Genomic DNA, 23,330 nt, shown 5'->3' on the forward strand with positions numbered 1-23,330 from the left:
CGGAACGGGGCGCCGCCGACGAATCGGCGACGCCCCGTTCGGGGTCGGGCGGGTATCAGGCGCGGACGTCGGAGAGGACGTAGCCCTCTTCGCCGTGCACGACGGTGTCGATGCCGGCGATCTCGTCCTCGTTCTTCACGCGGAAGCCGATCGTCTTCTCGATCGCGAAGCCGATGATGAAGGCGAGCACGAACGAGTAGACCAGCACCGCGAGGGCCGCGATCGCCTGGACGATCAGCTGGTTGAACGAGCCACTGTAGATGAGGCCGCTCGTGTTGGCGAAGATGCCGAGGTAGAGCGTTCCGAGCAGACCACCGACGAGGTGGATGCCGACCACGTCGAGCGAGTCATCGAAGCCGAGCTTGAACTTCAGCTCGATGGCGAGGGCGCAGATCGCGCCGGCGAGCAGGCCCAGCACGATGGCCCAGATCGGCGTCAGCGCGGCGCAGGCCGGGGTGATCGCGACGAGACCCGCGACGGCACCGGAGGCGGCGCCGACCGAGGTGGGCTTGCCGTCCTTGATCTTCTCGACGATCAGCCACGACAGAAGGGCCGCGGCGGGAGCGGCGATCGTGTTGACGAAGGCCAGGGCGGCGGTGTTGTCGGCGGCGAGCTCGGAACCGGCGTTGAAGCCGAACCAGCCGAACCACAGCAGACCCGCACCGAGGAGGACGAACGGCGGGTTGTGAGGGACGTGGGCGCCCTTCTGGAACCCGACGCGCTTTCCGAGCACCAGGGCGAGAGCGAGGGCAGCCGCACCGGCGTTGATGTGGACCGCGGTACCACCGGCGAAGTCGATCGCGCCGACGCCGAACACATCCTGCAGACCGTGCGTGATCCAGCCGCCGTAGCTGAAGGTGCCGTCCTCGGCGAGGCCGAAGTTGAAGACCCAGCTCGCCACGGGGAAGTAGACGACCGTGGCCCAGATGCCGGCGAAGATCATCCACGCGCCGAACTTGGCGCGGTCGGCGATCGCGCCCGAGACGAGGGCGACGGTGATGATGGCGAACGTGGCCTGGAAGGCGACGAAGGCGAGCGGCGGGTACGCGGCGCCCTCGGGGGTGGTGAGCACGTTGGCGAGGCCGAAGTCGGTGCCATCGATGTGCCACGGAGCGTTGGTGACCCCGGCGTCGGTCGCGGGGAACGCGATCGCGTAGCCGTAGAGCACCCACAGGACGCCCATGAGGCCCATCGCGCCGAAGCTCATCATCATCATGCTGATGACGCTCTTGGCCTTGACGAGACCGCCGTAGAAGAACGCGAGTCCTGGCGTCATGAGCAGCACGAGTGCCGCTGCTATCAGGATGAATGCGGTGTTGCCTTGATCCATCTCGGAGGGAACCTCTCTGCAGGGACGCAGGTAAAGCGTCGGGTCCCCTCAGTGTCCACAGCCTCGGTTCCGCCGCCGTTCGCCCCGTGTTTCGGGGGCGTTACAGGCGGGCCGCTCCGGTAAACATCGCGTTTCCTGCGCCCGCGAACCGGCGATGAACTCGCCTCAGGAGTGCGTCAGCGCCACGAGTCGCGAGACCGCGCGCAGGTACTTCTTGCGGTATCCGCCGCCGAGCATCTCTTCGCTGAACACCGTGTTCAGGGGCACGCCCGTCGCCCGGATCGGGATCTGCGCGTCGTAGGCGCGGTCGACGAACGCGACCAGGCGCAGCGCGGCCGACTGATCGTGCAGGACCTGCACGTCGCGCAGGCCGATCACATCGACCCCGTCGATCAGGCGGATGAAGCGCGACGGGTGGACCCGTGCGAGGTGGCCGACGAGGTCGAGGAAGGAGTCGTCGGATGCCACGGCGCCGGCGGCGGCGGCATCCATCGCCTGTCGATACCCCTCGTCGGACAGGACCTTCGCTTCTCCGTCGATCGCGCGCTGACGGAAATCGGTGCCGTCGATGCGGATCGTGCGGAAGCTGTCGGCCATCGACTGGATCTCGCGCAAGAAGTCCTGCGCCGCGAAGCGCCCCTCGCCCAACGCGTTCGGCGGGGTGTTCGAGGTCGCGGCGAGCCGGGTTCCGGATGCCACGAGCTCGCCGAGCAGGCGCGTCATGACCATCGTGTCGCCCGGGTCGTCGAGTTCGAACTCGTCGATGCAGAGGAGGTCCGAACCGCGGAACAGCTCGACGGCCTTGGCGTAGCCGAGGACCCCCACGAGGGCCGTGTACTCGATGAACGATCCGAAGTACTTCCGGCGGGCGGGCATCGCGTGATAGATCGCCGCGAGGAGGTGGGTCTTTCCGACGCCGAATCCGCCGTCGAGGTAGACGCCCGGCTTGACGGGGGCCACCTTCTCGGCGCGGCGGAAGAAGCCGCCCTTCTTGGCCGGAGCCGCCTGTCGACCGGCGAACTCCTGCAGCAGCTCCTTCGCCTCCTGCTGCGAGGGATAGGCGTCGTCGGCGCGGTACGACTCGAAGGTCGCTCCATCGAACTGGGGAGGCGGAACGAGGGCGTTCACCATGTCGGCGCCCGAGACGGCCGGCTCGCGTTCGGTGAGGTGGATGAGGCCGGTCGTGGCGGGAGTGGAGGTCATGGCCGTCCTGTGTCCAAGTCTTACGGGGAGGGTGCGTGCCCCATGCCGCGGATCTAGGGTCGATGGTGCGGTGTCCACCCTATGCCGCGCCATCCACCGCCTTGACCGAGGAGTCCCCGTGACCGTCGAGTTCGACACCACGTCCCCCAAGTTCGCCGACTACGCCGAGCCCGGCCGTCTCGTCACGGGCGAGTGGCTCCAGGAGCGTCTCGGGCAGCCGGGACTCGTGGTCGTGGAGTCCGACGAGGACGTGCTGCTGTACGAGACGGGGCACATCCCGGGGTCCGTGAAGGTCGACTGGCACACCGAGCTCAACAATCCCGTCGTCCGCGATTACGTGGACGGCGCGGGATTCGCCGAGCTGTTGGGCCGAAAGGGCATCTCGCGCGACGACACCGTCGTGATCTACGGCGACAAGAACAACTGGTGGGCGGCGTACGCCCTGTGGGTCTTCTCGCTCTTCGGTCACGAGGACGTGCGCCTGCTCGACGGGGGCCGCGACAAGTGGATCGCCGAGGGCCGCCCGATCACGACCGACAAGACGGTCGTCGAACCCACCGACTACCCGGTCGTCGAGCGCGACGACTCGGTGCTGCGCGCGTACAAGGACGACGTGCTCGCCCACCTCGGCAACCCGCTGATCGACGTCCGCTCCCCCGAGGAGTACTCGGGCGAGCGCACCACCGCCCCCGCCTACCCCGAAGAGGGCGCCCTCCGCGCCGGCCACATCCCCAGCGCGCAGAGCGTGCCGTGGGGCAAGGCCGTGGCCGAGGACGGCGGGTTCAAGTCGCGTGAAGAGCTGGATGCCATCTACCGCGACGGAGCCGGCCTGGCCGACGGCGACAAGATCGTGGCGTACTGCCGCATCGGTGAGCGCTCGAGCCACACCTGGTTCGTGCTCAAGCACCTGCTGGGCTTCGACGACGTCCGCAACTACGACGGCTCGTGGACCGAGTGGGGCAGCGCGGTCCGCGTGCCGATCGTCGCGGGTGCCGAGCCCGGCGAGGTCCCCTCGCGCTGATCCCGGTCGACGCGGGCGTGGGAGGATGACGGTGATGTCCGACAACGCCCTCCCCGCCCGCCTCGCCGAGATCCGCGACGAGTTCCTCGAGCTCGACGAGCCCGATCGCCTGCAGCTGCTGCTCGAGTTCTCGCAGGAGCTGCCCGAGGTCCCGGCGGAGTACGCCGACCACCCCGAGATGCGCGAGCGCGTCGTCGAGTGCCAGTCGCCGGTATACATCATCGTCACGGTCGACGACGCCGACCGGGTCGCGATGCACGCCACGGCTCCCGCCGAAGCGCCGACCACGCGCGGATTCGCGAGCATCCTGTCGCAGGGGCTCACGGGGTTGTCCGCCGACGAGGTGCTCGCGGTGCCCGACGACTTCCCGCAGAGCATCGGTCTGACGCGCGCCGTGAGTCCGTTGCGCATCGCGGGCATGACCGGGATGCTCATGCGCGCCAAACGCCAGGTGCGCGCGAAGCGCGACGCCTGAGCCGCGCGGGTCGCCGGGGTGCCGGCATCCCGGATCAGTCCCGCGCGAGCCCCTGTCCGCGGACCCAGTCCTGGATCGCGGTGGTCCATCGGGTCTCGTCGTAGTTCCACAGCTTCGTGTGGCGGGCGACCGTGAACGTCTCCATCGTGACGAGGTCGGGGCGCGCCTGCGCCAGCGCGTGCGAGGCGTCGGCGGGGACGAAGCCGTCGTCGTCGCTGTGCAGGATGAGGACAGGATGCCGCAGCTCGGCCGCCCGGGAGACCCCGTCGAGACGGTCGAGAGGGATGGGCTCGCCGCTGCGTAGCGCCGTGGCCCCCCAGTTCGAGGCGAGCGTGCGTTCTGCGAGTGCGATGACGGGTGCGGGCAGGCGCATCGCGCGCCCCTGGAAGTTCAGCACCGTCCGCCAGTCGACCACCGGCGAATCCAGGACGAGGCCGGCGATCACGTCGGCGTGCGGCGACTCGAGCGCGGCCTGCAGCGACAACGCTCCGCCCATCGACCAGCCCATCAGCAGCACGCGACGAGCCCCCTGACGGCGGGCGTAGCCGATCGCCGCGTCGACGTCGCGCCATTCGGTCGCGCCGAGGGCGTAGGTGCCGGATGGACTGCGCGGGGCGTCGCCGTCGTTGCGGTACGAGACCACGAGGCTCGAGATGCCGAGCGCGTGGAACACGGGCACGGCGCGCAGGGTCTCGGACCGGGTCGTGCCGCGGCCGTGCACCTGGATGACCCAGACGTCGGTGTCGCCGTGGGCGGGGAACTCCCACGCGGGGCATGCGCCCACTCCGGTATCGATGTCGATCGACTGAAACGGCAGGAGCAGGTCGCCCGGCTTGTCGAAGTACCACCCGCTGAAGGCCGCCTCGGCGGCGAGGTCTCCGTCCGCGGGTACGTGGGTGAGGAGTTTGCGGGTGACGGTGTCCTCGTCCTCGCCGACGATCGAGCCGACCCGCAGGTAATCGGCCGATCCGACGGTGAAGAGACCGTAACGACCGGGCAGCACCGTGTCGGGAGAGCGCCCGAGCGTGATGGTCTGCGCGGCGGCGTCCAGACGCACGATGCGCGTGTCGGGGCGTCGTCCGGCGGGACGGACGACCGTCCGGGCGACGCGCAGCGAGACCGCCCCGAGAGCGGTCGCGGAGGCCGCGAGGGCGACGCCGAGAGCCGAGAGCGTGACGCGGAGGCCGGGGTTCGTGCGCTGCGATGCGCGAGGACCCGCGGCGCGCCTGGGAGCGTTCATCGAGGCCTCACTCTAGTCTGTGGCCGTGAGTGACCAGCGCCCGGCGGAGGCCGACAGCCCCTTCGCGCGAGCCGTCGAAGAGGTGCGCGACACGGCTTTCCGCGACGATCTGGTCGTCCGGCAGATCCCCTCGCCCTCGGGCTTGGCTCCTTTCTCGCTCGCTCTCGCCGGCGATGTCCGCCCCGAGGAGCACGCGACCGACTCCCCCTTCGGCACGGGACGGTTCATCCTGCTCCACGACCCCGAAGAGCCCGAGCCGTGGGGCGGTGCGTGGCGCATCGTGTGCTTCGCGCAGGCCCCTCTCGAACCCGAGATCGGGGTCGACCCCCTGCTGGCCGAGGTCGCCTGGTCGTGGCTGATCGACGCGCTGGATTCGCGCGGGGCGCAGCGCCACTCGGAGTCGGGCACCGCCACCAAGACCCTTTCCACCGGCTTCGGCGCCCTGGCAGCCCAGGGTGAGGGGTCGCAGATCGAACTTCGCGCGTCATGGTCGCCGCGCGGTCCCTTCCGCCCGCACCTCGAGGCGTGGGCGGAGCTCGTGTGCATGCTCGCCGGCCTCCCCCCGGGGTCGGAGGGCGTCGCTGTTCTCGGAGCCCGGAGGCCCACGCGTGGTTGAGTACATCGTCATCGAGGATGCCGCGGGGTTCCTCGCCGCGTGCGAGACCTTGGCCGCGGGGAGCGGTCCCGTCGCGGTCGACGTCGAGCGCGCCTCGGGGTTCCGGTATTCGCAGCGCGCGTACCTGATCCAGGTGTTCCGGCGCGAGGCCGGGGTCTTCCTCTTCGACCCCTCCACGATCGAGGACTTCTCGCCGTTGCAGCACGCCATCGGCGACGTCGAATGGGTGTTCCACGCCGCGAGCCAGGATCTGCCGTCGCTGCGCGAGCGGGGTCTCGAGCCGCCGCGCATCTTCGACACCGAGCTCGGCTCGCGCCTTCTCGGGCACGAGCGGGTCGGTCTCGGGGCCGTCGTCGAGCAGACGCTGGGCATCACCCTGGCCAAGGCCCACTCGGCCGCGGACTGGTCGACGCGCCCCCTGCCGGCATCCTGGCTCGAATACGCGGCCCTCGACGTCGAGCACCTGATCGACGTGCGTGACGTGCTGGATGCCGAGCTCACCGAGCAGGGCAAGACCGAGATCGCGAGGCAGGAGTTCCAGGCCGTGCTCGATCGCGAGCCGAAGCCTCCTCGTGACGACCCATGGCGGCGCCTGAGCGGCCTGCACAGCGTGCGCGGTCGCCGGTCGCTGGCCGTCGCCCGTTCGCTGTGGCAGGCGCGCGAGGACTACGCCCGCGAGCAGGATGTCGCCCCCGGGCGTCTCGTGCCCGACCGCGCGCTGGTGGCCGCCGTCCTCGCCGATCCCGCGAGCAAACAGGCTCTCGCGGGCGTCAAGGAATTCAACGGCCGGGCAAGCCGCACGCAGCTCGATCGCTGGTGGAACGCGATCGTCGCCGGACGCGAGGCGACGGACCTGCCGGCGGACCGCGTCCCGAGCGACACGCTGCCTCCGCCGCGCGCGTGGGCCGATCGCAATCCCGAGGCCGATCGCCGGCTGAAGAAGGCGCGTCCGGCCGTCGAGGCGCGGGCGGAGGAGCTCCGGATGCCGACCGAGAACCTTCTCACGCCCGAGACGCTGCGTCGTCTCGCCTGGGCGCCGCCCGCCGAGACGACCGCCGAGGCCATCGGGGAGGCTCTCGCGCAGCTGGGGGCGCGGCCGTGGCAGATTGACCAGACCTCACAGGTGATCGCCGATAGTTTTGTAGCTTCCCTCAATGCCGATGACGACGTGTCCGGAACGGATTCGTAGGTTCGGACAACCGATTCTGCGGCGGATTCGCCTCTTCCTAGGCTGGGGTCATCCCAAACTATGGAGGCAGAGTGGCCGAGATGACGGACGTCTTCTTCGTCGACGGAATGCGCACCCCCTTCGGGCGCGCCGGCGAAAAAGGCATGTACTGGAACACCCGCGCCGACGACCTCGTGGTCAAGGCGATCATCGGGTTGATGGAACGCAACGGCGACGTGCCCAAGGACCGGATCGACGACGTGGCGATCGCCGCGACCTCGCAGACCGGTGACCAGGGACTGACCCTCGGGCGCACCGCGGCGATCCTCGCGGGTCTGCCGATGACGGTGCCGGGCCTGGCGATCGAGCGCATGTGCGCGGGCGCCATGACGAGCGTCACGACGATGGGCGCCTCGATCGGCGTCGGCATGTACGACCTCGCCCTCGCCGGCGGCGTCGAGCACATGGGACGCCACCCCATCGGCGGAAACGTCGACCCCAACCCGCGCTTCGTGGCCGAGAAGCTCGTCGACCCGGGCGCGCTCAACATGGGCGTCACCGCCGAACGCATCCACGACCGCTTCCCGCACCTGACGAAGGAGCGCGCCGACCGCTTCGGCGCCGCCAGCCAGCACAAGGTGCAGGCCGCCTACGAGGCGGGCAAGATCCAGCCCGACCTGGTCTCGGTCGCCGTCAAGGACGCCGAGGGCGCGTGGGGTCTCGCCACGGAGGACGAGGGGCGCCGCCCCGAGACCACCGTCGAGGGCCTCGCGACGCTCAAGACGCCGTTCCGCCCCCACGGGCGCGTCACGGCCGGTACGTCCTCGCCCCTCACGGACGGTGCGACCATCAGCCTGCTCGCCGGAGCCGGCGCCGTGAAGGAGTTCGGCCTCGCGCCCAAGATGCGTATGGTGTCGTTCGCCTTCGCCGGCGTCGAGCCCGAGATCATGGGCATCGGCCCGATCCCCTCGACCGAGAAGGCCCTCAAGAAGGCCGGCCTCACGATCGACGACATCGGCCTGTTCGAGCTCAACGAGGCCTTCGCCATCCAGGTAATCTCGCTGCTCGACCACTTCGGCATCGCCGACGACGACCCGCGCGTGAACCCCTGGGGTGGCGCCATCGCCCTGGGCCACCCGCTCGCGGCATCCGGAGTGCGTCTCATGATCCAGCTGGCGGCGCAGTTCGCCGAGCGACCCGACGTGCGCTACGGCCTCACCGCCATGTGCGTGGGCCTGGGTCAGGGCGGCTCGGTCATCTGGGAGAACCCGTTCTTCGACGGAAAGAAGAAGCGCACGTGAGCAACTACACCTCGATCGACTTCACGCCCCTCGACGCCCTCACCGGCGACGAGGTGGTGACCCACTCCCCCGTCCGCGACGTGCGTCTGCCCTCGGGCAACGTGCTCGCGCTGATCACCCTCGACAACGGTCGCGACCACACCCGGCCCAACACGCTGGGACCTGCGACCCTCGCCGAGCTCGGGCAGACGCTCGGGGCGCTCAAGAAGCGCGCCGACGCCGGCGAGATTCACGCCGTCGCGATCACCGGCAAGCAGTACATCCTCGCGGCGGGCGCCGACCTGTCCGACGTGGCGACGCTGCCCTCGAAAGATGTCGCGCGCCTCATCGCACAGCGCGGACATCAGGTGATTGGGTCGCTGTCGGAGCTCGGCGTCCCCTCGTTCGCGTTCGTCAACGGCCTCGCGCTCGGCGGCGGTCTCGAGATCGCGCTCAACTCGACCTATCGCACGGTCGACTCCTCCGCCGCGGCGATCGCGCTGCCCGAGGTGTTCCTCGGCATCATCCCCGGCTGGGGAGGCGCCTACCTGCTGCCGAACCTCATCGGTATCGAGAACGCGCTCGAGGTCGTCATCTCGAACCCGCTCAAGCAGAACCGCATGCTCAAGCCGCAGCAGGCCTTCGATCTCGGGATCATGGATGCCATCTTCCCGGCGGCCAGCTACCTCGAGGACTCGCTGCGGTGGGCCGATGGCGTGCTCACCGGTCGGGTGCGCGTCGAGCGCAAGAACGAGCCGGGCAAGCTCGAGCGCCTCACCAAGTGGCCCATCGCCATCAAGATGGCCCGCGGCATGCTCGAGTCGAAGATCGGCACCGTGCCCCGCTCCCCCTACGTCGCGCTCGACCTGCTCGACAAGGCGAAGAGCGGCACCAAGGCCGAGGGCTTCGCGCGCGAAGACGAGGCGCTGGCCGAGCTCATCACGGGCGACCAGTTCGCGGCATCCATGTACGCCTTCGACCTCGTGCAGAAGCGCGCCAAGCGTCCGGTCGGGGCCCCCGACAAGGCTCTCGCGAAGAAGGTCACCAAGGTCGGCGTCATCGGCGCGGGTCTCATGGCCTCGCAGTTCGCGCTGCTGTTCGTGCGGAAGCTCCGGGTACCCGTGATCATCACCGACCTCGATCAGGGTCGGGTCGACAAGGGCGTGGCATCCATTCGAGAAGAGATCGGCAAGCTCGAGGCCAAGGGCCGCCTCGACAGCGACACGGCGAATCAGCTGCGCGCGCTCGTGCACGGCACCACCGACCGGTCGGAGTTCGCCGACTGCGACTTCGTCATCGAGGCCGTGTTCGAAGAGGTGGGCGTCAAGCAGGAGGTGTTCTCGGCCATGGAGAAGATCGTCGCCGACGACGCCATCCTCGCCACGAACACCTCGTCGCTCTCGGTCGCCGAGATCGGCTCGGTGCTGCAGAACCCGGAGCGCCTGGTGGGCTTCCACTTCTTCAACCCCGTCGCGGTCATGCCGCTCATCGAGGTCGTGAAGACGGATGCCACCTCCGACGCTGCACTGTCGACGGCTTTCGTCGTCGCGAAGGGTCTCGGCAAGAACGCCGTGCTCACCGCGGACGCACCCGGCTTCGTGGTGAACCGCCTGCTGGCGAAGGTCATGGGCGAAGCTGCTCGCGCGGTCTACGAGGGAACGCCGATCATGGTGGTCGAGAAGGCGTTCGCGCCCCTCGGACTGCCGATGGGGCCGTTCCAGCTCATCGACCTCGTCGGCTGGAAGGTCGCCGCCCACGTGCAGGACACGATGGCGCACGCCTTCCCCGACCGGTTCTTCTCGTCCGAGAACTTTCACGAGCTCGCGGCTCTGCCGGAGGTCGTGGAGAAGGACAAGGGCGGCCGGGTGACCGGCTGGACCAAGGCCGCGCAGAAAGTGCTCGTGACCGGTAAGACGCCCGTTGCGCCCGAGACGATCCTGGCTCGCGTGCAGGACGGTCTCGCCCAGGAGATCAAGATCATGCTCGACGAGGGCGTGGTCCCCGAGGTGCAGGACATCGACCTGTGCCTCATCCTCGGCGCCGGCTGGCCCTTCATCGATGGTGGCGCCTCGCCCTACCTCGACCGCGAGGGGGCGTCGGAGCGCGCCTTCGGCGACACGTTCCACCAGCCGCCCATTCGCGGCATCGGGGCCTGAGCTCCGGATACGACAGCGGCGCCGTCCCCGAGGGGGCGGCGCCGTTGTGGTTCGTGCGGGTCTACGGGCGCGACTTTTCCCACTCCTCGATCGTGGGGATCGAGCCGGTCGGCGTCTGACGCGCCATGGGGATGCGCGTGCCCAGCACCTGGGCGACCACGTCGTGTGCGATCTTCGAGGCCGTCAGGCCGGCATCCTCGAGGATCTGCTCGCGCGTCGCGTGGTCGATGAACTCATCGGGGATGCCGAGCTCGTCGACGGCCGTGTCGACGCCCGCCTCGCGCAGCACCTGCCGCACGCGCGTGCCGACGCCGCCGACGCGGATGCCGTCTTCGATCGTGATCACGAGACGGTGCTCGCGCGCCAACTCGACGATCGAGGGCTGCACCGGGATCGCCCAGCGCGGGTCGATGACCGTCGCGCCGATGCCCTGCGCCTTGAGACGCTCGGCGACCTCGAGGGCGAGGTGCACCATCGGACCGATGCCGACCAGCAGCACGTCTTCGCTCGAGCCGCGGCTCAGCACATCGACGCCGTCGTGGAGGCGCTCGATCGCCTCGACGTCGTCGTTGACCTTGCCCTTGGGGTAACGCACCACGGTGGGCGCGTCTTCGACCGCGGTGGCCTCGCGGAACACCTCGCGCAGGCGCGCGGCGTCTCGCGGGGCGGCGATGCGGATGCCGGGGACCAGCTGCAGCATCGCCAGATCCCAGATGCCGTGATGACTCGGGCCGTCGGGGCCGGTGACGCCGGCGCGATCGAGCACGAACGTGACGCCGGCCTTGTGCAGGGCGACGTCCATCATGACCTGGTCGAACGCGCGGTTCATGAACGTCGCGTAGATGGCGACGACCGGGTGGAGGCCGCCGAAGGCCAGACCGGCGGCGGATGCCACGGCGTGCTGCTCCGCGATGCCGACGTCGTACACGCGCTCGGGGAATCTCTCGGCGAAGTGCTGCAGACCCGTGGGGCGGAGCATGGCCGCGGTCATCGCGATGATGTCCTGGCGCTCGGCGCCGACCTTCACGAGCTCTTCGGCGAAGACGTCGGTCCACTGCAGACCGCCGCCCGAGCCCAGGGCTTCGCCCGTGATCGGGTCGATCTTGCCCACCGCGTGGAACTGGTCGGCCTCGTCGCTCATCGCCGGGGCGTAGCCGCTGCCCTTGTCGGTGATGGCATGCACGATGACCGGAGCACCGTACGACTTCGCCAGCTCGAGGGTCTCGATGAGCGACTCGAAGTCGTGGCCGTCGATGGGACCGAGGTACTTGATGTCGAGGTTGCTGTACAGCGCCTCGTTGTTGGTGAAGCGCGACAGGAAGCCGTGGGTGCCGCCGCGGACGCCGCGATAGACGGCACGCGCCGCGGGGCCCAGGCGACGGAAGAGGGTGTCGGAGCCGCGGTGGAGCGTCCGGTAGGCGTCGTTCGTGCGCACGCGGTTGAGGTAGCGCGCCATGCCCCCGATGGTGGGGGCGTAGGACCGGCCGTTGTCGTTCACGACGATCACGAGATTGCGCTCGTTGTCGTCGCTGATGTTGTTGAGGGCCTCCCAGGTCATGCCGCCAGTGAGGGCGCCGTCGCCCACGACGGCGATCACATGACGGTCTCGACGACCGGTGCGGCTGAACGCGCGCGACACGCCGTCCGCCCAGCTCAACGAGCTCGACGCGTGCGAGGACTCGACGACGTCGTGCTCGCTCTCGGAACGCTGCGGGTAGCCCGCGAGGCCGCCGCGCGAGCGGAGAGCTGAGAAGTCCTGTCGACCGGTAAGCATCTTGTGCACGTAGGACTGGTGCCCGGTGTCGAAGATGATCGGGTCGGACGGTGAATCGAAGACCTTGTGCAGGGCGATCGTCAGCTCGACGACGCCGAGGTTCGGACCGAGGTGCCCGCCGGTGCGGGCGACGTTCTCGACGAGGAACGAACGGACCTCCGCGGCCAGCTGTCGTAGCTGGTCGGGGTTCAGTTCGTCGAGGTCACGGGGGCCGTGAATGCCGGGTAGGAGAGCCATGAGACTCCTCTCGTGCGATGCGCGCGGGGGCCGCGCGTACGGGTCGATTCTAGTCTCCGAGGGTGCGAGGGGCCCGGCAACGGGTTGCGCGCCGAGGCCGTGTACTCTCTGCGAACGCGATGTGCCCCGGGAGCGCGAGGCTCCCGGGGCACATCGATGAAGCGGGTCAGACCAGGGAACGCAGCACGTACTGCAGGATGCCGCCGTTGCGGTAGTAGTCGGCCTCACCGGGGGTGTCGATGCGGACCACGGCGTCGAACGTGACGGCCTGCTTGCCCTCGGGCGAGAACTCGCTCGGCTCGGCGGTGACCTTCACGGTCTTCGGCGTGACGCCCTCGTTGAGCTGCTCCAGGCCCTCGATCGAGACGATCTCGGTGCCGTCGAGGCCCAGCGACTTCCAGCTCTCGCCGGCGGGAAACTGCAGCGGAACGACGCCCATGCCGATCAGGTTCGAGCGGTGGATGCGCTCGAAGCTCTCGGTGATGACGGCCTTGACGCCCAGCAGGTTGGTGCCCTTCGCCGCCCAGTCGCGCGACGAGCCGGAGCCGTACTCCTTGCCACCGAAGATGACGAGCGGGGTGCCCTGCGCCTGATAGTTCTGGCTCGCGTCGAAGATGTACGACTGCGGGCCGCCCTCCTGGGTGAAGTCGCGGGTGTAGCCGCCCTCGACGACCGTGCCGTCGTTGACCGCTGCCGTGAGCTCGTTCTTGAGGCGGATGTTGGCGAACGTGCCGCGAATCATGACCTCGTGGTTGCCGCGACGCGAGCCGTAGGAGTTGAAGTCCTTCTGCGCGACGCCGTGCTCCATCAGGTACTGCGCGGCGGGGGTACCCGCCTTGATGTTTCCGGCCGGGCTGATGTGGTCGGTCGTGACCGAGTCACCCAGCGTCGCCATGACGCGTGCGCCGGTGATGTCGCGCACAGCATCGGGCTGCATGGTCATGCCGTCGAAGTACGGGGCCTTGCGGACGTATGTCGAGTCGGCATCCCACTCGAAGATCGGGCCGGTCGGGGTGGGCAGGTTCTTCCAGCGCTCGTCGCCCTCGAAGACGGTGGCGTACTGCTGGATGAACTGCTCGCGCGAGATCGAGGCGTCGATGATCGTCTGCACCTGGTCGGGGGCCGGCCAGATGTCCTTCAGGAAGACATCGTCGCCGTTCTGGTCCTTGCCCAGGGCGTCGGTCTCGAAGTCGAAGTTCATCGAGCCGGCGAGGGCGTAGGCGACGACCAGCGGCGGCGAGGCGAGGTAGTTCATCTTCACGTCGGGGCTGATGCGCCCCTCGAAGTTGCGGTTACCCGAGAGGACGGCCGTGACGGCGAGGTCGTTCTCGTTGATAGCCTCGGAGACCTCTTCGATGAGGGGTCCCGAGTTGCCGATGCAGATGGTGCAGCCGTAGCCGACGGTGTAGAAGTCGAGACCCTCGAGCGCCTTGTCGAGGCCGGACTTCTCGTAGTAGTCGGTGACGACCTTCGAGCCGGGGCCGAGCGTCGTCTTGACCCACGGCTTGCGCTTGAGGCCCTTGTCGACGGCGTTCTTGGCGAGCAGGCCCGCCGCGATCATGACCGAGGGGTTCGAGGTGTTCGTGCATGAGGTGATGGCCGCGAGCGTGACCGCGCCGTTGTCGAGCAGGTACGACTGGCCGTCGGGGGTGGTGACCTTGACGGGGTTCGACGCGTTGGCGGGGTGACCCGAAGAGATCAGCACCTCGCTCTCGGTGACGTCCTCGTGCTCTTCGCCGGGAACCGAGCCCGGGTCGGATGCGGGGAAGGTCCCGTCGACCTCGAGGTCGACGATCGAGTCGGAGACCGACGCGCCCGCGTAGTTGAGGATGTCCTTCTCGAACTGATTCTTGGCCTCGGACAGCAGGATGCGGTCCTGGGGGCGTTTCGGACCGGCGATCGAGGGGACGACCGTCGACAGGTCGAGCTCCATGTACTCGCTGAAGACGAGCTCGCGGTCGGCGTCGTGCCAGAGCTTCTGCTCCTTGGCGTACGCCTCGACCAGGGCGACGGTCTGCTCGTCGCGGCCGGTCAGGCGCAGGTAGTCGAGCGTCACGTCGTCGATGGGGAACATCGCGGCGGTCGAGCCGAACTCGGGGCTCATGTTGCCGATGGTGGCGCGGTTGGCCAGCGGCACCGAGGCGACGCCCTCGCCGTAGAACTCGACGAACTTGCCGACGACGCCGTGCTTGCGCAGCATGTCGGTGATGGTGAGGACGACGTCGGTCGCGGTCACGCCGGCGGGGATCTCGCCCGAGAGCTTGAAGCCGACGACGCGCGGGATCAGCATCGACACGGGCTGGCCGAGCATCGCGGCCTCGGCCTCGATGCCGCCGACGCCCCAGCCGAGCACGCCCAGGCCGTTGACCATCGTGGTGTGCGAGTCGGTGCCGACGCAGGTGTCGGGGTAGGCGCGGAGCACGCCGTCGACCGAGCGGTCGTAGATGACCTTGGCGAGGTGCTCGATGTTGACCTGGTGCACGATTCCCGTTCCCGGGGGGACGACCTTGAAGTCGTCAAAGGCCGTCTGGCCCCAGCGGAGGAACTGGTACCGCTCGCCGTTGCGCTCGTACTCGATCTCGACGTTGCGCTCGAGGGCGTTCTCGCTGCCGAACAGGTCGGCGATGACCGAGTGGTCGATGACCATCTCGGCGGGCGAGAGCGGGTTGATCTTGCTGGGGTCGCCGCCCAGGGCGGTCACGGCCTCGCGCATGGTGGCGAGGTCGACGATGCAGGGCACACCGGTGAAGTCCTGCATGACCACGCGAGCGGGCGTGAACTGGATCTCGGTGTCGGGGTCGGCCGTGGGGACCCACGAGCCGAGGGCCTCGATCTGCTCCTTGGTGACGTTGGCGCCGTCCTCGGTGCGCAGAAGGTTCTCGAGCAGCACCTTGAGGCTGAACGGGAGCTTCTCGTGACCGGCGACCGTGTCGATGCGGAAGATCTCGTAGTCGGTGCTGCCGACCGTCAGGGTGCTCTTGGCACCGAAGCTGTCAACCGTGGACACGATCGTCTCCTTCGTCGGCGAATGCGCAGGCGTCAGCCCGCATTTCTCCATCTTCCCCGCGCGGAGAGGTCGATTCCAGGAAGGTCGACCTAACCGCTCGGAGCTGCGGATTTATCTTGATGTCAAGATATTATCAGGACTCTCGGCGAGGGTGGAGAGCCCGCACCACGAGCCACGTCACCGCCAGCATCGGGGCGAACAGCGGCAGGCCCATGACGATCTTGAGCGTGCCGAGCGCGGTCACGTCTCCCGCGAAGTACAGCGGCAGCTGCACGGCGAGTCGTGCGACGAACAGGGCGGCCCAGGCGATCGAGAGCCACGTGTAGGCGCGGCGCTTGCGCTTGTCGGCGCGCCAGCGCGTGCCCTCGCCGAGCAGATACCCGGCGGCCAGACCGATCAGCGGCCAGCCGATGAGGGCCGAGACGAGGAACGCCGTTCCGTACGCGCCGTTCGTGAAGAAGCCCAGCACGAAGTTGTCCTGCCCGCGGCCCGTCACCAGCGACAGGACGGCGGCGCCCGCGGTCGCGAGGAGTCCGCCGATCGCGGCGCTCGGGGGCGACTTGGCGATCAGACGCGCGAGGGTGAAGACGACGGCGAGCCCGACGGACACCCCGAGGCTCACCCACAGGTTGCCCTGGCGTGTCTCGGGGTCGATCGTGACGGTGAAGAGCACGACGAACGCGAGCGAGGGCAGGACGGATTCCAGGATGCCGCGCACCCCGCCCATCGCCGACCACACGGCGGCCCCGGTCGAGGTGTGCTTCGAAGGGTCGAGCCCCGCGCGGCGCGCGGCGTTGCCGAGAGCCGCGCTGACGCTGTCCGCCGCGGACGGCGGGTCGAGGGGGACGCGGTCGTCTTCTCGCGCCGGGCGTGCGGAGTCGTCGCTCATGCGGTTCCGGGGCTCGACGGCATCCGGAGGGGGATGAGGTCGCGCGGCGGCATCGGTGACGATCCGCGGACCACGACGATCGAGCGGAAGAGGTCCTCGACGGCGGCGGCTGCGTCGACGTCGCTGGTCGCGGCTCCCCCGACGACCCCGCGCAGGAACCAGCGGGGCCCGTCGACGCCCACGAAACGCGCGAGGCGCTTGGCGGCGCCGTCCGCGCCGGCCATGACGGGCACCTCGGCGAGCAGCTCGGGACCGAGCGGGCCCTCGCGCTCTTCGACGCGGCCGCCCTGCTGCTTGACCTGCTGGCGGATCTGCTCCCGCGTCTCTTCCCACAGGCCGCTCGAGCGCGGCGCGGCGAAGGGCTGCACCTGCAGGGTGGAGTCGGCGTAGTCGAGGCCCACGGCCACGATGCGCTTGGTCTGCTCCTCGACCTCCAGGCGGAGGTTCAGCCCCTCGCGCGGGAGGATCTTGATGCCACCCAGGTCGATGTAGGGGCGGACGGGGTTCGCCTCGGCCTCGTCGAACGGACCCGCGGTCTCGCGATCGGTGGGGGCGCTCTTGATCGCCTGCACCGCTTCGTTTCCGGGCTGGTCGGCGGTGTCGGGCGTGGTCTGCGACTCGTCGTCGGTCATCGGGTGCTCCCTTGCAGAGTCTGGTATCCGCTCGATCCGAAGCCGCCTTGACCGCGCACGCTGTCGGGCAGTTCGTCGACGGGGACGAAGCGCACGGCCGGGACGGGCATCACGATGAGCTGGGCGATGCGGTCTCCGACCGCGATGTCATAGGCCTCGTCGAGGTCGGTGTTCAACAGGGCGACCTTGATCTCGCCGCGGTACCCGGCGTCGATCGTGCCGGGCGCGTTCACGATCGTGATGCCGTGTTTGGCGGCCAAGCCGCTGCGTGGCACGACGAACGCGGCGTATCCCTCGGGAAGTGCGATGCGCACACCCGTCGAGACGAGAGCGCGTCGCCCGGGCTCCAGGCGTACCGCCTCGGCGGCGGTCAGGTCGGCTCCGGCGTCGCCGGGGTGGGCGAAGACCGGAGGCTCGGATGCGACAATGAGGACGTCCACCGTTTCGGTCACCCCACGAGGGTAATGCAGAAGAGGGGGTGCGGCATCCGCACCGCAGCCGAGTATCGAGAGCGTCTGAGCCCGTCGCTGTGGGCGTTGGTCGCCGCAGCCGTGTGCGGCCCCATGGCGGCCGTCGTCTTCTCCCCGCTCGACACGACCTTGGCCCTTTTCATCGGGCTGCTCGTGTCGGTGGCGATCGTGACGGGCCTTCTCGCGCTCGCACCGGTCATCGAGATCCGTGACGGGGAGTTCCGAGCGGGACGGGCGCACATCCCGGTCGATCTTCTGGGCGTTCCCACCGGCGTCATCGCCGAAGAAGCGCGTACCGCCCGTGGGAGTGGTCTCGACCACCGGGCGTGGCATGTCATCCGGGGCGGGATCGACGGGATCGTCACGGTTCCCGTGATCGATCCCGATGATCCGACTCCGTCGTGGGTGGTGTCCACCCGCACGCCGGACCGCCTGGTGGCGGCGATCCAGCGCGCTCAGGTCAGGCTGCGCACTCCAGGCAGATGAAGCCGGGGCCGCTCTCTTCGGCGATCTGCGAACGGTGCTTCACGAGGAAGCAGTTCATGCAGGTGAACTCGTCTTCCTGGGGGGGAAGCACGACGACATCGAGCTCGATGTCGGAAAGGTCGGCGCCGGGCAGTTCGAAGCCCGAGGGGTTATCGGCATCCTCGTTGTCGATCGACCCCGACGCCTTGTCAGGCACGCGCTCCTTGAGGGCCTCGATCGACTCGCTGTCGTCCTCGGTCTTGCGCGGTGCGTCGTAATCGGTTGCCATGCGTGCAGGTCTCTACTTCCGGTTTTCGTGGTGCTGTGCCCCATCGGGTGCCCGATCGGGCGGCCATAGTTTGCATGACCCGTCCTCGATAAGCAAATGCTCCGAGACGGGCGTGCGTGTCAGGCCTGACGGGAAACTCGCGGCGCGCCCGCGATATTCCCGGATGCGGACCGTGTGCGTGTCAGCATGAACGCTGACCGCAGATCGGAGGGGTGTTTCGTATGGAACAGCTCAAAGTCATCGGAACCGAAGATGACGTCCTCGTCGTGGCGACGCAGGCGGGCGAACGCTTCGCCCTCGCGCTCGATGAGGTGCTGCGCGCTGAGGCGCGCCGTGCGCGTCGGGACCGCGAGGACGACGACCGTGCCCCGCGCCCGAGCCCCCGAGAGATCCAGGCGCACATCCGCGCCGGCCTGTCGGCGCGCGAGGTGGCGACGCTGCTGAACGCCCGCGTCGAAGACGTCGAGCGTTTCGAGGGACCCGTGCTCGCGGAGCGCGAGCACGTCGTCGCCCAGGCGCTGGCCGTCCCGGTCCTGCTGGGTGGCACTCTCGAGCACGACTCCCCCATCACCTTCGGTGCGGCCGTCCGGGCGAAGCTCGCCGAGGCCGGTGCCTCCGCCGAGCGATGGACGAGTTGGAAGGAGTCGTCGGGCTGGTCCGTCAAGCTCGAGTTCACCGCCAACGGCATCGACCACGACGCGCGCTGGAGCTTCGACCCGCGCCGCAGCATCCTCTCGCCGCAGAACGCCGACGCGATCCAGTTGTCGCGGCAGGGATCACTCCCCGAGGGGCTGATCCCCCGTCTGCGCGCTCTCGACAACGTCTCGAAGGACGACTCGCGGTTCGACAGCGGAGCCTTCGGGCCTCGCCGCATCGACATCGACGACGAGCCGGGCGTCGAGGCGACCGGTCCCGTCGCCGCGGCCGTTCAGGCTGCGGCGATCAAGCGAGCGCCCGATGCCCCCGTCACCTCGGCCGAGACCGCCGATCTGCTCGAGGCATTGCGTCGTCGACGCGGACAGCGCGAACCTCTGCCCGGCGCGACCGAGATCGAGCCCGAGCCGCGCCCCTCGTCGAGCGCCCCCGTGGCCCTGTTCGACGCCGTCGAGCCGGGGTACGCCGACGATGTTGACGAGTCCGCGGGCGAACCCGAGCGACCTTCGTCCGACAACGGCCGCCGGACGAAGGGACGTCCGTCGATGCCCTCGTGGGACGAGATCGTCTTCGGGGCCCGCTCCGACGAGAGCTGACGCGGGTCCTCCCCCGGCTCACGGCGCCGCAGACGCCCCTTCGGAGTGAGGGGGCCGGATGCCGGCATCCGGCGCACTCCGACAGGCTCAGGCGAACGCGCCGAGACGCAGCAGCGGAACGGTGCGTTCCTCGTCGGTGAGCGAACCGTGCTGGCCGACCATCCGCTGCGGACGCTTGTCCGCCTCGCGGTCGTCGTAGTACGCGAAGCGCCCCCGCGCGGCGACCAGGACGTCCCCGATCCGGGGACGCACGTCCTTGTCGACGGCCCCGAAGAGGCCCGCCGCGATCGCCTCATCGCGCGTCATCACCCAGGCCCGTGCGGCCTCGGTCTCGCGCCACAGGGAGGCCACGGCATCCGCTCGTCCCTCGTCCGTGTAGAGGTGGAGCATGCGGGGCTCGCCGCCGAGGAGGGCGACGCCGTCGAGGCGCGGATCGCCCTCGCGCAGCAGCACATGCTTGTGGGCGGGGACGTCAACCATGCCGTGGTCTGCGGTGATCAGGACGCCCGTGTGCGCGTCGATCCCGTCGGCGAGGCGTCGGGCCGCGGCATCCACCCGCTCGAGGGCGTCGGTCCAGCGATCGGATTCCCACCCGTCGCGGTGACCGGCCGTGTCGAGCTCGGGGGCGTACAGGTAGGTGACCGATCCCGGATGCCGTGCCGCCAGGTCGGCCGCGAGACGCACACGCTCGTCGAGGTCGTCGGAGGGGAAGAACTCGGCCCCGCGCAGTGTCGCCTCGGTGAAACCGGTGCCCGTGTACGAGGGACGCGACACCACGAAGCTCGGTCGTCCCGCGGCGGCGCGGCGGGCGAACAGCGGCTCGGAGCGCTGCCAGGTGTGCGGGTCGAGACCGTCGGTCTCCCACCCGTGCAGCTGGTTCGGGGCCTTGTCGGTCCCCGGGATGCGTGCGCGATAGCCGACGATGCCGTGCACGCCCGGACCGGTACCGGTCAGAAGACTCGACAGGGCCGCGGCGGTGGTCGAGGGGAAGACGGTTCGGGCGACATCGCGCCGACCGCCGACCGAGCCGAGGAAGCGCGCGTGCCCACGACGGGCGGCCAGGTTGTGCGAGCCGAGGCCGTCCACGAGCATGACGATCGCGCTGCGCGCGGGCGCGAACCACTCGGATTCGCCGGTCAGCGCGGCGATCGACTGCTCCACCACACCGGTGAGGCTCCGGGAGCGCGGCGGGTCCGCCGGTAGGCTGAGTGACATCGGGCCCAGTCTCCCACAGGAGCCCCGATCCCCGTCGAGACGCGACGCCCGCCCGACCCGAGGCCGTACCTATGCCCGATTCCCGTTCCTCCTCCTCTGCGACGTCACCCGTCGTCGAGCGCATCGAAGACGTCGATGTCTCGACCGAGATGCAGGGGTCGTTCCTCGAGTACGCCTACTCGGTCATCTACTCGCGGGCCCTTCCCGACGCCCGCGACGGACTCAAGCCGGTGCAGCGCCGCATCCTGTACCAGATGGCGGAGATGGGGCTGCGACCCGACCGCGGGCACGTCAAGAGCGCTCGCGTCGTCGGCGAGGTGATGGGAAAGCTCCACCCCCACGGTGACGCCCCCATCTACGACGCCCTCGTGCGCCTCGCGCAGTACTTCTCGCTGCGGGTGCCGCTGGTCGACGGCCACGGCAACTTCGGCTCGCTCGACGACGGTCCCGCCGCGCCCCGCTACACCGAGGCGCGCCTGGCCGCCCCGGCGATGGCGCTGACCGAGAACCTCGACGAAGACGTCGTCGACTTCATCCCCAACTACGACGGGCAATTCCAGCAGCCCGAGGTGCTGCCGGCGGCCTTCCCCAACCTGCTGGTGAACGGCGCGACGGGCATCGCGGTCGGCATGGCCACGAACATGGCCCCGCACAACCTCATCGAGGTCGTCGCCGCCGCGATCCACCTGCTGCAGCATCCGGATGCCACCGTCGAAGAACTCATGGAGTTCGTGCCCGGCCCCGACCTGCCCTCGGGCGGCATCATCGTCGGTCTCGACGGCATCAAGGACGCGTACACGAACGGCCGCGGCACGTTCCGCACCCGCGCGAAGGCGTCGATCGAGTCGCTCGGCCCGCGCCGCACCGGAATCGTCATCACCGAACTGCCCTACCTCGTCGGCCCCGAGCGCGTGATCGAGAAGATCAAAGACGCGGTGCAGGCGAAGAAGCTGACCGGCATCGCCGACGTCACCGACCTCACCGACCGCAACAACGGCCTGCGCCTGGTGATCGGCATCAAGACCGGCTTCGACCCCAAGGCCGTGCTCGAGCAGCTCTACCGCCTCACCCCGCTCGAGGACTCCTTCGGTATCAATAACGTCGCCCTGGTCGACGGTCAGCCGCAGACGCTCGGCCTGCGCGAGATGCTGCGGGTGTACATCGATCACCGCATCCGTGTCGTCACGCGGCGCAGCGAGTTCCGCCTGGCGCGTAAGCGCGAGCGGCTCCACCTAATCGAGGGTCTGCTGATCGCGATCCTCGACATCGACGAGGTCATCCAGGTCATCCGCTCCTCGGACGACGGTGAGCAGGCCCGCACGAAGCTGCAGGAGGTCTTCGACCTCTCGCACCTGCAGGCCGAGTACATCCTCGAACTGCGCCTGCGCCGCCTGACGAAGTTCTCGCGCATCGAGCTCGAGGCCGAGCGCGATCAGTTGAACGCCGAGATCGCACAATTGGTCGAGCTGCTGGGCAGCGAGACGCTGCTCCGTCAGCAGGTGGCCAGAGAATTGGATGCCGCGGCCGACGCGTACGGCACCCCTCGCCGCACGATGCTGTTGAACGGTGGGCCCGTGCAGCCCCGCTCGGCGCGGGCCGCGGCCGCTGCCGCCGACCTGCAGATCGCCGACGCCCCCTGCCGCGTCTACCTCTCGGCCACCGGACGCATGGTCCGCGCCGAGCTGATCGCCGACGCGCCCGCCGGTGGGGTCGTTCCGCCCGCGCGCCGCTCGAAGCACGACGCGATCCGCTCCTCGGTCGATACGACCACGCGCGGCGACATCGGCGCCGTGACCTCGGCCGGTCGTCTCGTGCGCTTCTCGCCGGTGGACCTGCCTTCGGTCCCTGCGAACTCCGTCCAGGTCGCCGCGGGCACGAAGGTCGAGCAGTACCTTCCGCTCGCGAAGGGCGAGAGGGTCGTGGCCCTCGTGCCGCTGATCGACTCCCCCACCATCGCGCTCGGCACCGAGCAGGGTGTCGTCAAGCGCGTCGCGGCCACCGAGCTCGGCACGAAGGACGAGATCGAGATCATCTCCCTACGCGACGGCGACCGGGTGGTAGGCGCGGCTCCGGCCGGCGACAACGCCGAGCTCGTCTTCGTCGCGAGCGACGCGCAGCTGCTGCGTTTCGAGGCCTCTTCCGTGCGGCCTCAGGGCCGATCCGCGGGCGGGATGGCCGGCATCCGCCTCTCCGACGGCGCCCGGGTGATCGACTTCGCCGTCGTCGGGGCCTCGGCCTTCGACGCGGTGGTCGTGACCATCGCCGGCTCGTCTGCCGCCCTGCCGGGCACCGACGCGGGCAGCGCTAAAGTCTCGGCTTTCACGGAGTTCCCCGCGAAGGGGCGCGCCACCGGAGGCGTGCGCGCCCAGCGCCTGTTGCGCGGCGAAGACGGCCTCGTGCTCGCCTGGGTGGGCACCGATCCGCGCGCGGTCGGGCCCGACGGCTCGGTGCGTGCGCTTCCGGATGTCGGCGCGAAACGCGACGCCTCGGGTCAGCCCCTCGACGCCGTCGTCGGCGCGATCGGCACCGTCGTCCGCTGAGGCGCCTCCGCCGGTGCGCGTCCCTGGGGTGTGCGCAAAGGCGGGAGTTTCGGGCGGCGCGCCGATGGGCCCG

General features: G+C 69.5%; 19 protein-coding genes. 9 read left to right on the plus strand and 10 right to left on the minus strand.

All coding sequences use genetic code 11. The features are described from left to right. Window positions 1-55: 55 nt before the first annotated feature. Together OVA26_RS09870 and zapE are read right to left on the minus strand one after the other, a co-directional pair. Window positions 56-1,330, minus strand: coding sequence for an ammonium transporter (locus tag OVA26_RS09870; RefSeq protein ID WP_056231608.1), 1,275 nt, complete (start codon window positions 1,328-1,330; stop codon window positions 56-58). 165 nt (window positions 1,331-1,495) lie between these two features. Beyond that, window positions 1,496-2,533 (minus strand): cell division protein ZapE, encoded by a 1,038-nt coding sequence (gene zapE / locus OVA26_RS09875; RefSeq protein WP_268103988.1) that lies wholly within the window; start codon window positions 2,531-2,533, stop codon window positions 1,496-1,498. Window positions 2,534-2,651: 118 nt separating this feature from the next. On the opposite strand from zapE, the gene OVA26_RS09880 reads away from it, so the two are divergent. Both OVA26_RS09880 and OVA26_RS09885 read left to right on the plus strand, forming a co-directional pair. Further along, complete coding sequence (locus OVA26_RS09880; protein ID WP_268103989.1) at window positions 2,652-3,554, plus strand: sulfurtransferase; 903 nt, start codon at window positions 2,652-2,654, stop codon at window positions 3,552-3,554. A gap of 34 nt (window positions 3,555-3,588) precedes the next feature. Further along, window positions 3,589-4,029, plus strand: coding sequence for a SufE family protein (locus OVA26_RS09885; protein WP_056231595.1), 441 nt, complete (start codon window positions 3,589-3,591; stop codon window positions 4,027-4,029). 34 nt (window positions 4,030-4,063) lie between these two features. Here the strand turns inward: OVA26_RS09885 and OVA26_RS09890 are convergent, their stop codons facing one another. Further along, a complete protein-coding gene (locus OVA26_RS09890) occupies window positions 4,064-5,269 on the minus strand; it encodes an alpha/beta hydrolase family protein (RefSeq protein ID WP_268103990.1) in 1,206 nt (401 codons plus the stop codon). 25 nt (window positions 5,270-5,294) lie between these two features. Between OVA26_RS09890 and OVA26_RS09895 the strand changes: the two genes are divergently transcribed. The 4 genes from OVA26_RS09895 (at window position 5,295) to OVA26_RS09910 (ending at window position 10,489) form a co-directional block, all read left to right on the plus strand. Beyond that, a complete protein-coding gene (locus OVA26_RS09895; protein ID WP_056232378.1) occupies window positions 5,295-5,885 on the plus strand; it encodes a DUF3000 domain-containing protein in 591 nt (196 codons plus the stop codon). Continuing rightward, entirely contained in the window at window positions 5,878-7,074 is a 1,197-nt protein-coding gene (locus OVA26_RS09900; protein ID WP_268103991.1) for a ribonuclease D, read from the plus strand. Before OVA26_RS09895 ends, OVA26_RS09900 begins: the two co-directional genes overlap by 8 nt. 71 nt (window positions 7,075-7,145) lie before the next feature. Then, on the plus strand, window positions 7,146-8,354 hold the full coding sequence (locus tag OVA26_RS09905) for a thiolase family protein (RefSeq protein ID WP_268103992.1): 1,209 nt from the start codon (window positions 7,146-7,148) through the stop codon (window positions 8,352-8,354). Further along, window positions 8,351-10,489 (plus strand): 3-hydroxyacyl-CoA dehydrogenase NAD-binding domain-containing protein, encoded by a 2,139-nt coding sequence (locus tag OVA26_RS09910; RefSeq protein WP_268103993.1) that lies wholly within the window; start codon window positions 8,351-8,353, stop codon window positions 10,487-10,489. Before OVA26_RS09905 ends, OVA26_RS09910 begins: the two co-directional genes overlap by 4 nt. A 61-nt stretch (window positions 10,490-10,550) precedes the next feature. Here the strand turns inward: OVA26_RS09910 and dxs are convergent, their stop codons facing one another. From dxs to dut, 5 genes are all read right to left on the minus strand, one after another. After that, complete coding sequence (gene dxs / locus OVA26_RS09915) at window positions 10,551-12,500, minus strand: 1-deoxy-D-xylulose-5-phosphate synthase (protein ID WP_268103994.1); 1,950 nt, start codon at window positions 12,498-12,500, stop codon at window positions 10,551-10,553. Window positions 12,501-12,666: 166 nt separating this feature from the next. Next, window positions 12,667-15,507 carry an aconitate hydratase AcnA gene (gene acnA, locus OVA26_RS09920; RefSeq protein WP_279367022.1) on the minus strand — a complete coding sequence of 947 codons (2,841 nt, stop codon included), beginning with the start codon at window positions 15,505-15,507 and terminating at the stop codon, window positions 12,667-12,669. Window positions 15,508-15,640: 133 nt separating this feature from the next. Continuing rightward, complete coding sequence (locus tag OVA26_RS09925) at window positions 15,641-16,396, minus strand: DUF3159 domain-containing protein (protein WP_074694959.1); 756 nt, start codon at window positions 16,394-16,396, stop codon at window positions 15,641-15,643. Next, window positions 16,393-17,028 (minus strand): DUF3710 domain-containing protein, encoded by a 636-nt coding sequence (locus OVA26_RS09930; RefSeq protein ID WP_268103996.1) that lies wholly within the window; start codon window positions 17,026-17,028, stop codon window positions 16,393-16,395. The genes OVA26_RS09925 and OVA26_RS09930 overlap by 4 nt, the downstream gene beginning before the upstream one ends. After that, complete coding sequence (gene dut, locus OVA26_RS09935) at window positions 17,025-17,480, minus strand: dUTP diphosphatase (RefSeq protein WP_056231552.1); 456 nt, start codon at window positions 17,478-17,480, stop codon at window positions 17,025-17,027. The genes OVA26_RS09930 and dut overlap by 4 nt, the downstream gene beginning before the upstream one ends. Window positions 17,481-17,492: 12 nt before the next feature. Here dut and OVA26_RS09940 point away from each other — a divergent pair, with 12 nt between their 5' ends. Then, on the plus strand, window positions 17,493-17,984 hold the full coding sequence (locus OVA26_RS09940; RefSeq protein ID WP_056231549.1) for a DUF3093 domain-containing protein: 492 nt from the start codon (window positions 17,493-17,495) through the stop codon (window positions 17,982-17,984). On the opposite strand, the gene OVA26_RS09945 is transcribed toward OVA26_RS09940, so the two are convergent. Then, window positions 17,959-18,252, minus strand: coding sequence for a DUF4193 domain-containing protein (locus OVA26_RS09945; protein ID WP_056231545.1), 294 nt, complete (start codon window positions 18,250-18,252; stop codon window positions 17,959-17,961). The genes OVA26_RS09940 and OVA26_RS09945 overlap by 26 nt on opposite strands. A 221-nt stretch (window positions 18,253-18,473) precedes the next feature. Here OVA26_RS09945 and sepH point away from each other — a divergent pair, with 221 nt between their 5' ends. Further along, window positions 18,474-19,502 carry a septation protein SepH gene (gene sepH / locus OVA26_RS09950; protein WP_268103997.1) on the plus strand — a complete coding sequence of 343 codons (1,029 nt, stop codon included), beginning with the start codon at window positions 18,474-18,476 and terminating at the stop codon, window positions 19,500-19,502. Between the two features lie 87 nt (window positions 19,503-19,589). On the opposite strand, the gene OVA26_RS09955 is transcribed toward sepH, so the two are convergent. Beyond that, on the minus strand, window positions 19,590-20,717 hold the full coding sequence (locus OVA26_RS09955) for an alkaline phosphatase family protein (RefSeq protein ID WP_074694961.1): 1,128 nt from the start codon (window positions 20,715-20,717) through the stop codon (window positions 19,590-19,592). A 71-nt stretch (window positions 20,718-20,788) separates the two neighbouring features. On the opposite strand from OVA26_RS09955, the gene OVA26_RS09960 reads away from it, so the two are divergent. After that, entirely contained in the window at window positions 20,789-23,257 is a 2,469-nt protein-coding gene (locus tag OVA26_RS09960) for a DNA gyrase/topoisomerase IV subunit A (RefSeq protein WP_268103998.1), read from the plus strand. The last annotated feature ends 73 nt before the right edge of the window (window positions 23,258-23,330 follow it).

Origin of the sequence: Microbacterium sp. SL62 (assembly GCF_026672635.1) — a bacterium.
In the GTDB taxonomy this organism is placed as follows: Bacteria; Actinomycetota; Actinomycetes; order Actinomycetales; family Microbacteriaceae; genus Microbacterium; species Microbacterium testaceum_A.

Coding starts and splice junctions, on each gene's coding strand:
- OVA26_RS09930 (WP_268103996.1), bottom strand. CDS start 17,028: ATGACCGACGACGAGTCGCAGACCACGCCCGACACCGCCGACCAGCCC.
- OVA26_RS09925 (WP_074694959.1), bottom strand. CDS start 16,396: ATGAGCGACGACTCCGCACGCCCGGCGCGAGAAGACGACCGCGTCCCC.
- OVA26_RS09940 (WP_056231549.1), top strand. CDS start 17,493: ATGCAGAAGAGGGGGTGCGGCATCCGCACCGCAGCCGAGTATCGAGAG.
- OVA26_RS09885 (WP_056231595.1), top strand. CDS start 3,589: ATGTCCGACAACGCCCTCCCCGCCCGCCTCGCCGAGATCCGCGACGAG.
- OVA26_RS09890 (WP_268103990.1), bottom strand. CDS start 5,269: ATGAACGCTCCCAGGCGCGCCGCGGGTCCTCGCGCATCGCAGCGCACG.
- sepH (WP_268103997.1), top strand. CDS start 18,474: ATGGAACAGCTCAAAGTCATCGGAACCGAAGATGACGTCCTCGTCGTG.
- OVA26_RS09960 (WP_268103998.1), top strand. CDS start 20,789: ATGCCCGATTCCCGTTCCTCCTCCTCTGCGACGTCACCCGTCGTCGAG.
- OVA26_RS09955 (WP_074694961.1), bottom strand. CDS start 20,717: ATGTCACTCAGCCTACCGGCGGACCCGCCGCGCTCCCGGAGCCTCACC.
- OVA26_RS09870 (WP_056231608.1), bottom strand. CDS start 1,330: ATGGATCAAGGCAACACCGCATTCATCCTGATAGCAGCGGCACTCGTG.
- OVA26_RS09945 (WP_056231545.1), bottom strand. CDS start 18,252: ATGGCAACCGATTACGACGCACCGCGCAAGACCGAGGACGACAGCGAG.
- dxs (WP_268103994.1), bottom strand. CDS start 12,500: ATGGCTCTCCTACCCGGCATTCACGGCCCCCGTGACCTCGACGAACTG.
- zapE (WP_268103988.1), bottom strand. CDS start 2,533: ATGACCTCCACTCCCGCCACGACCGGCCTCATCCACCTCACCGAACGC.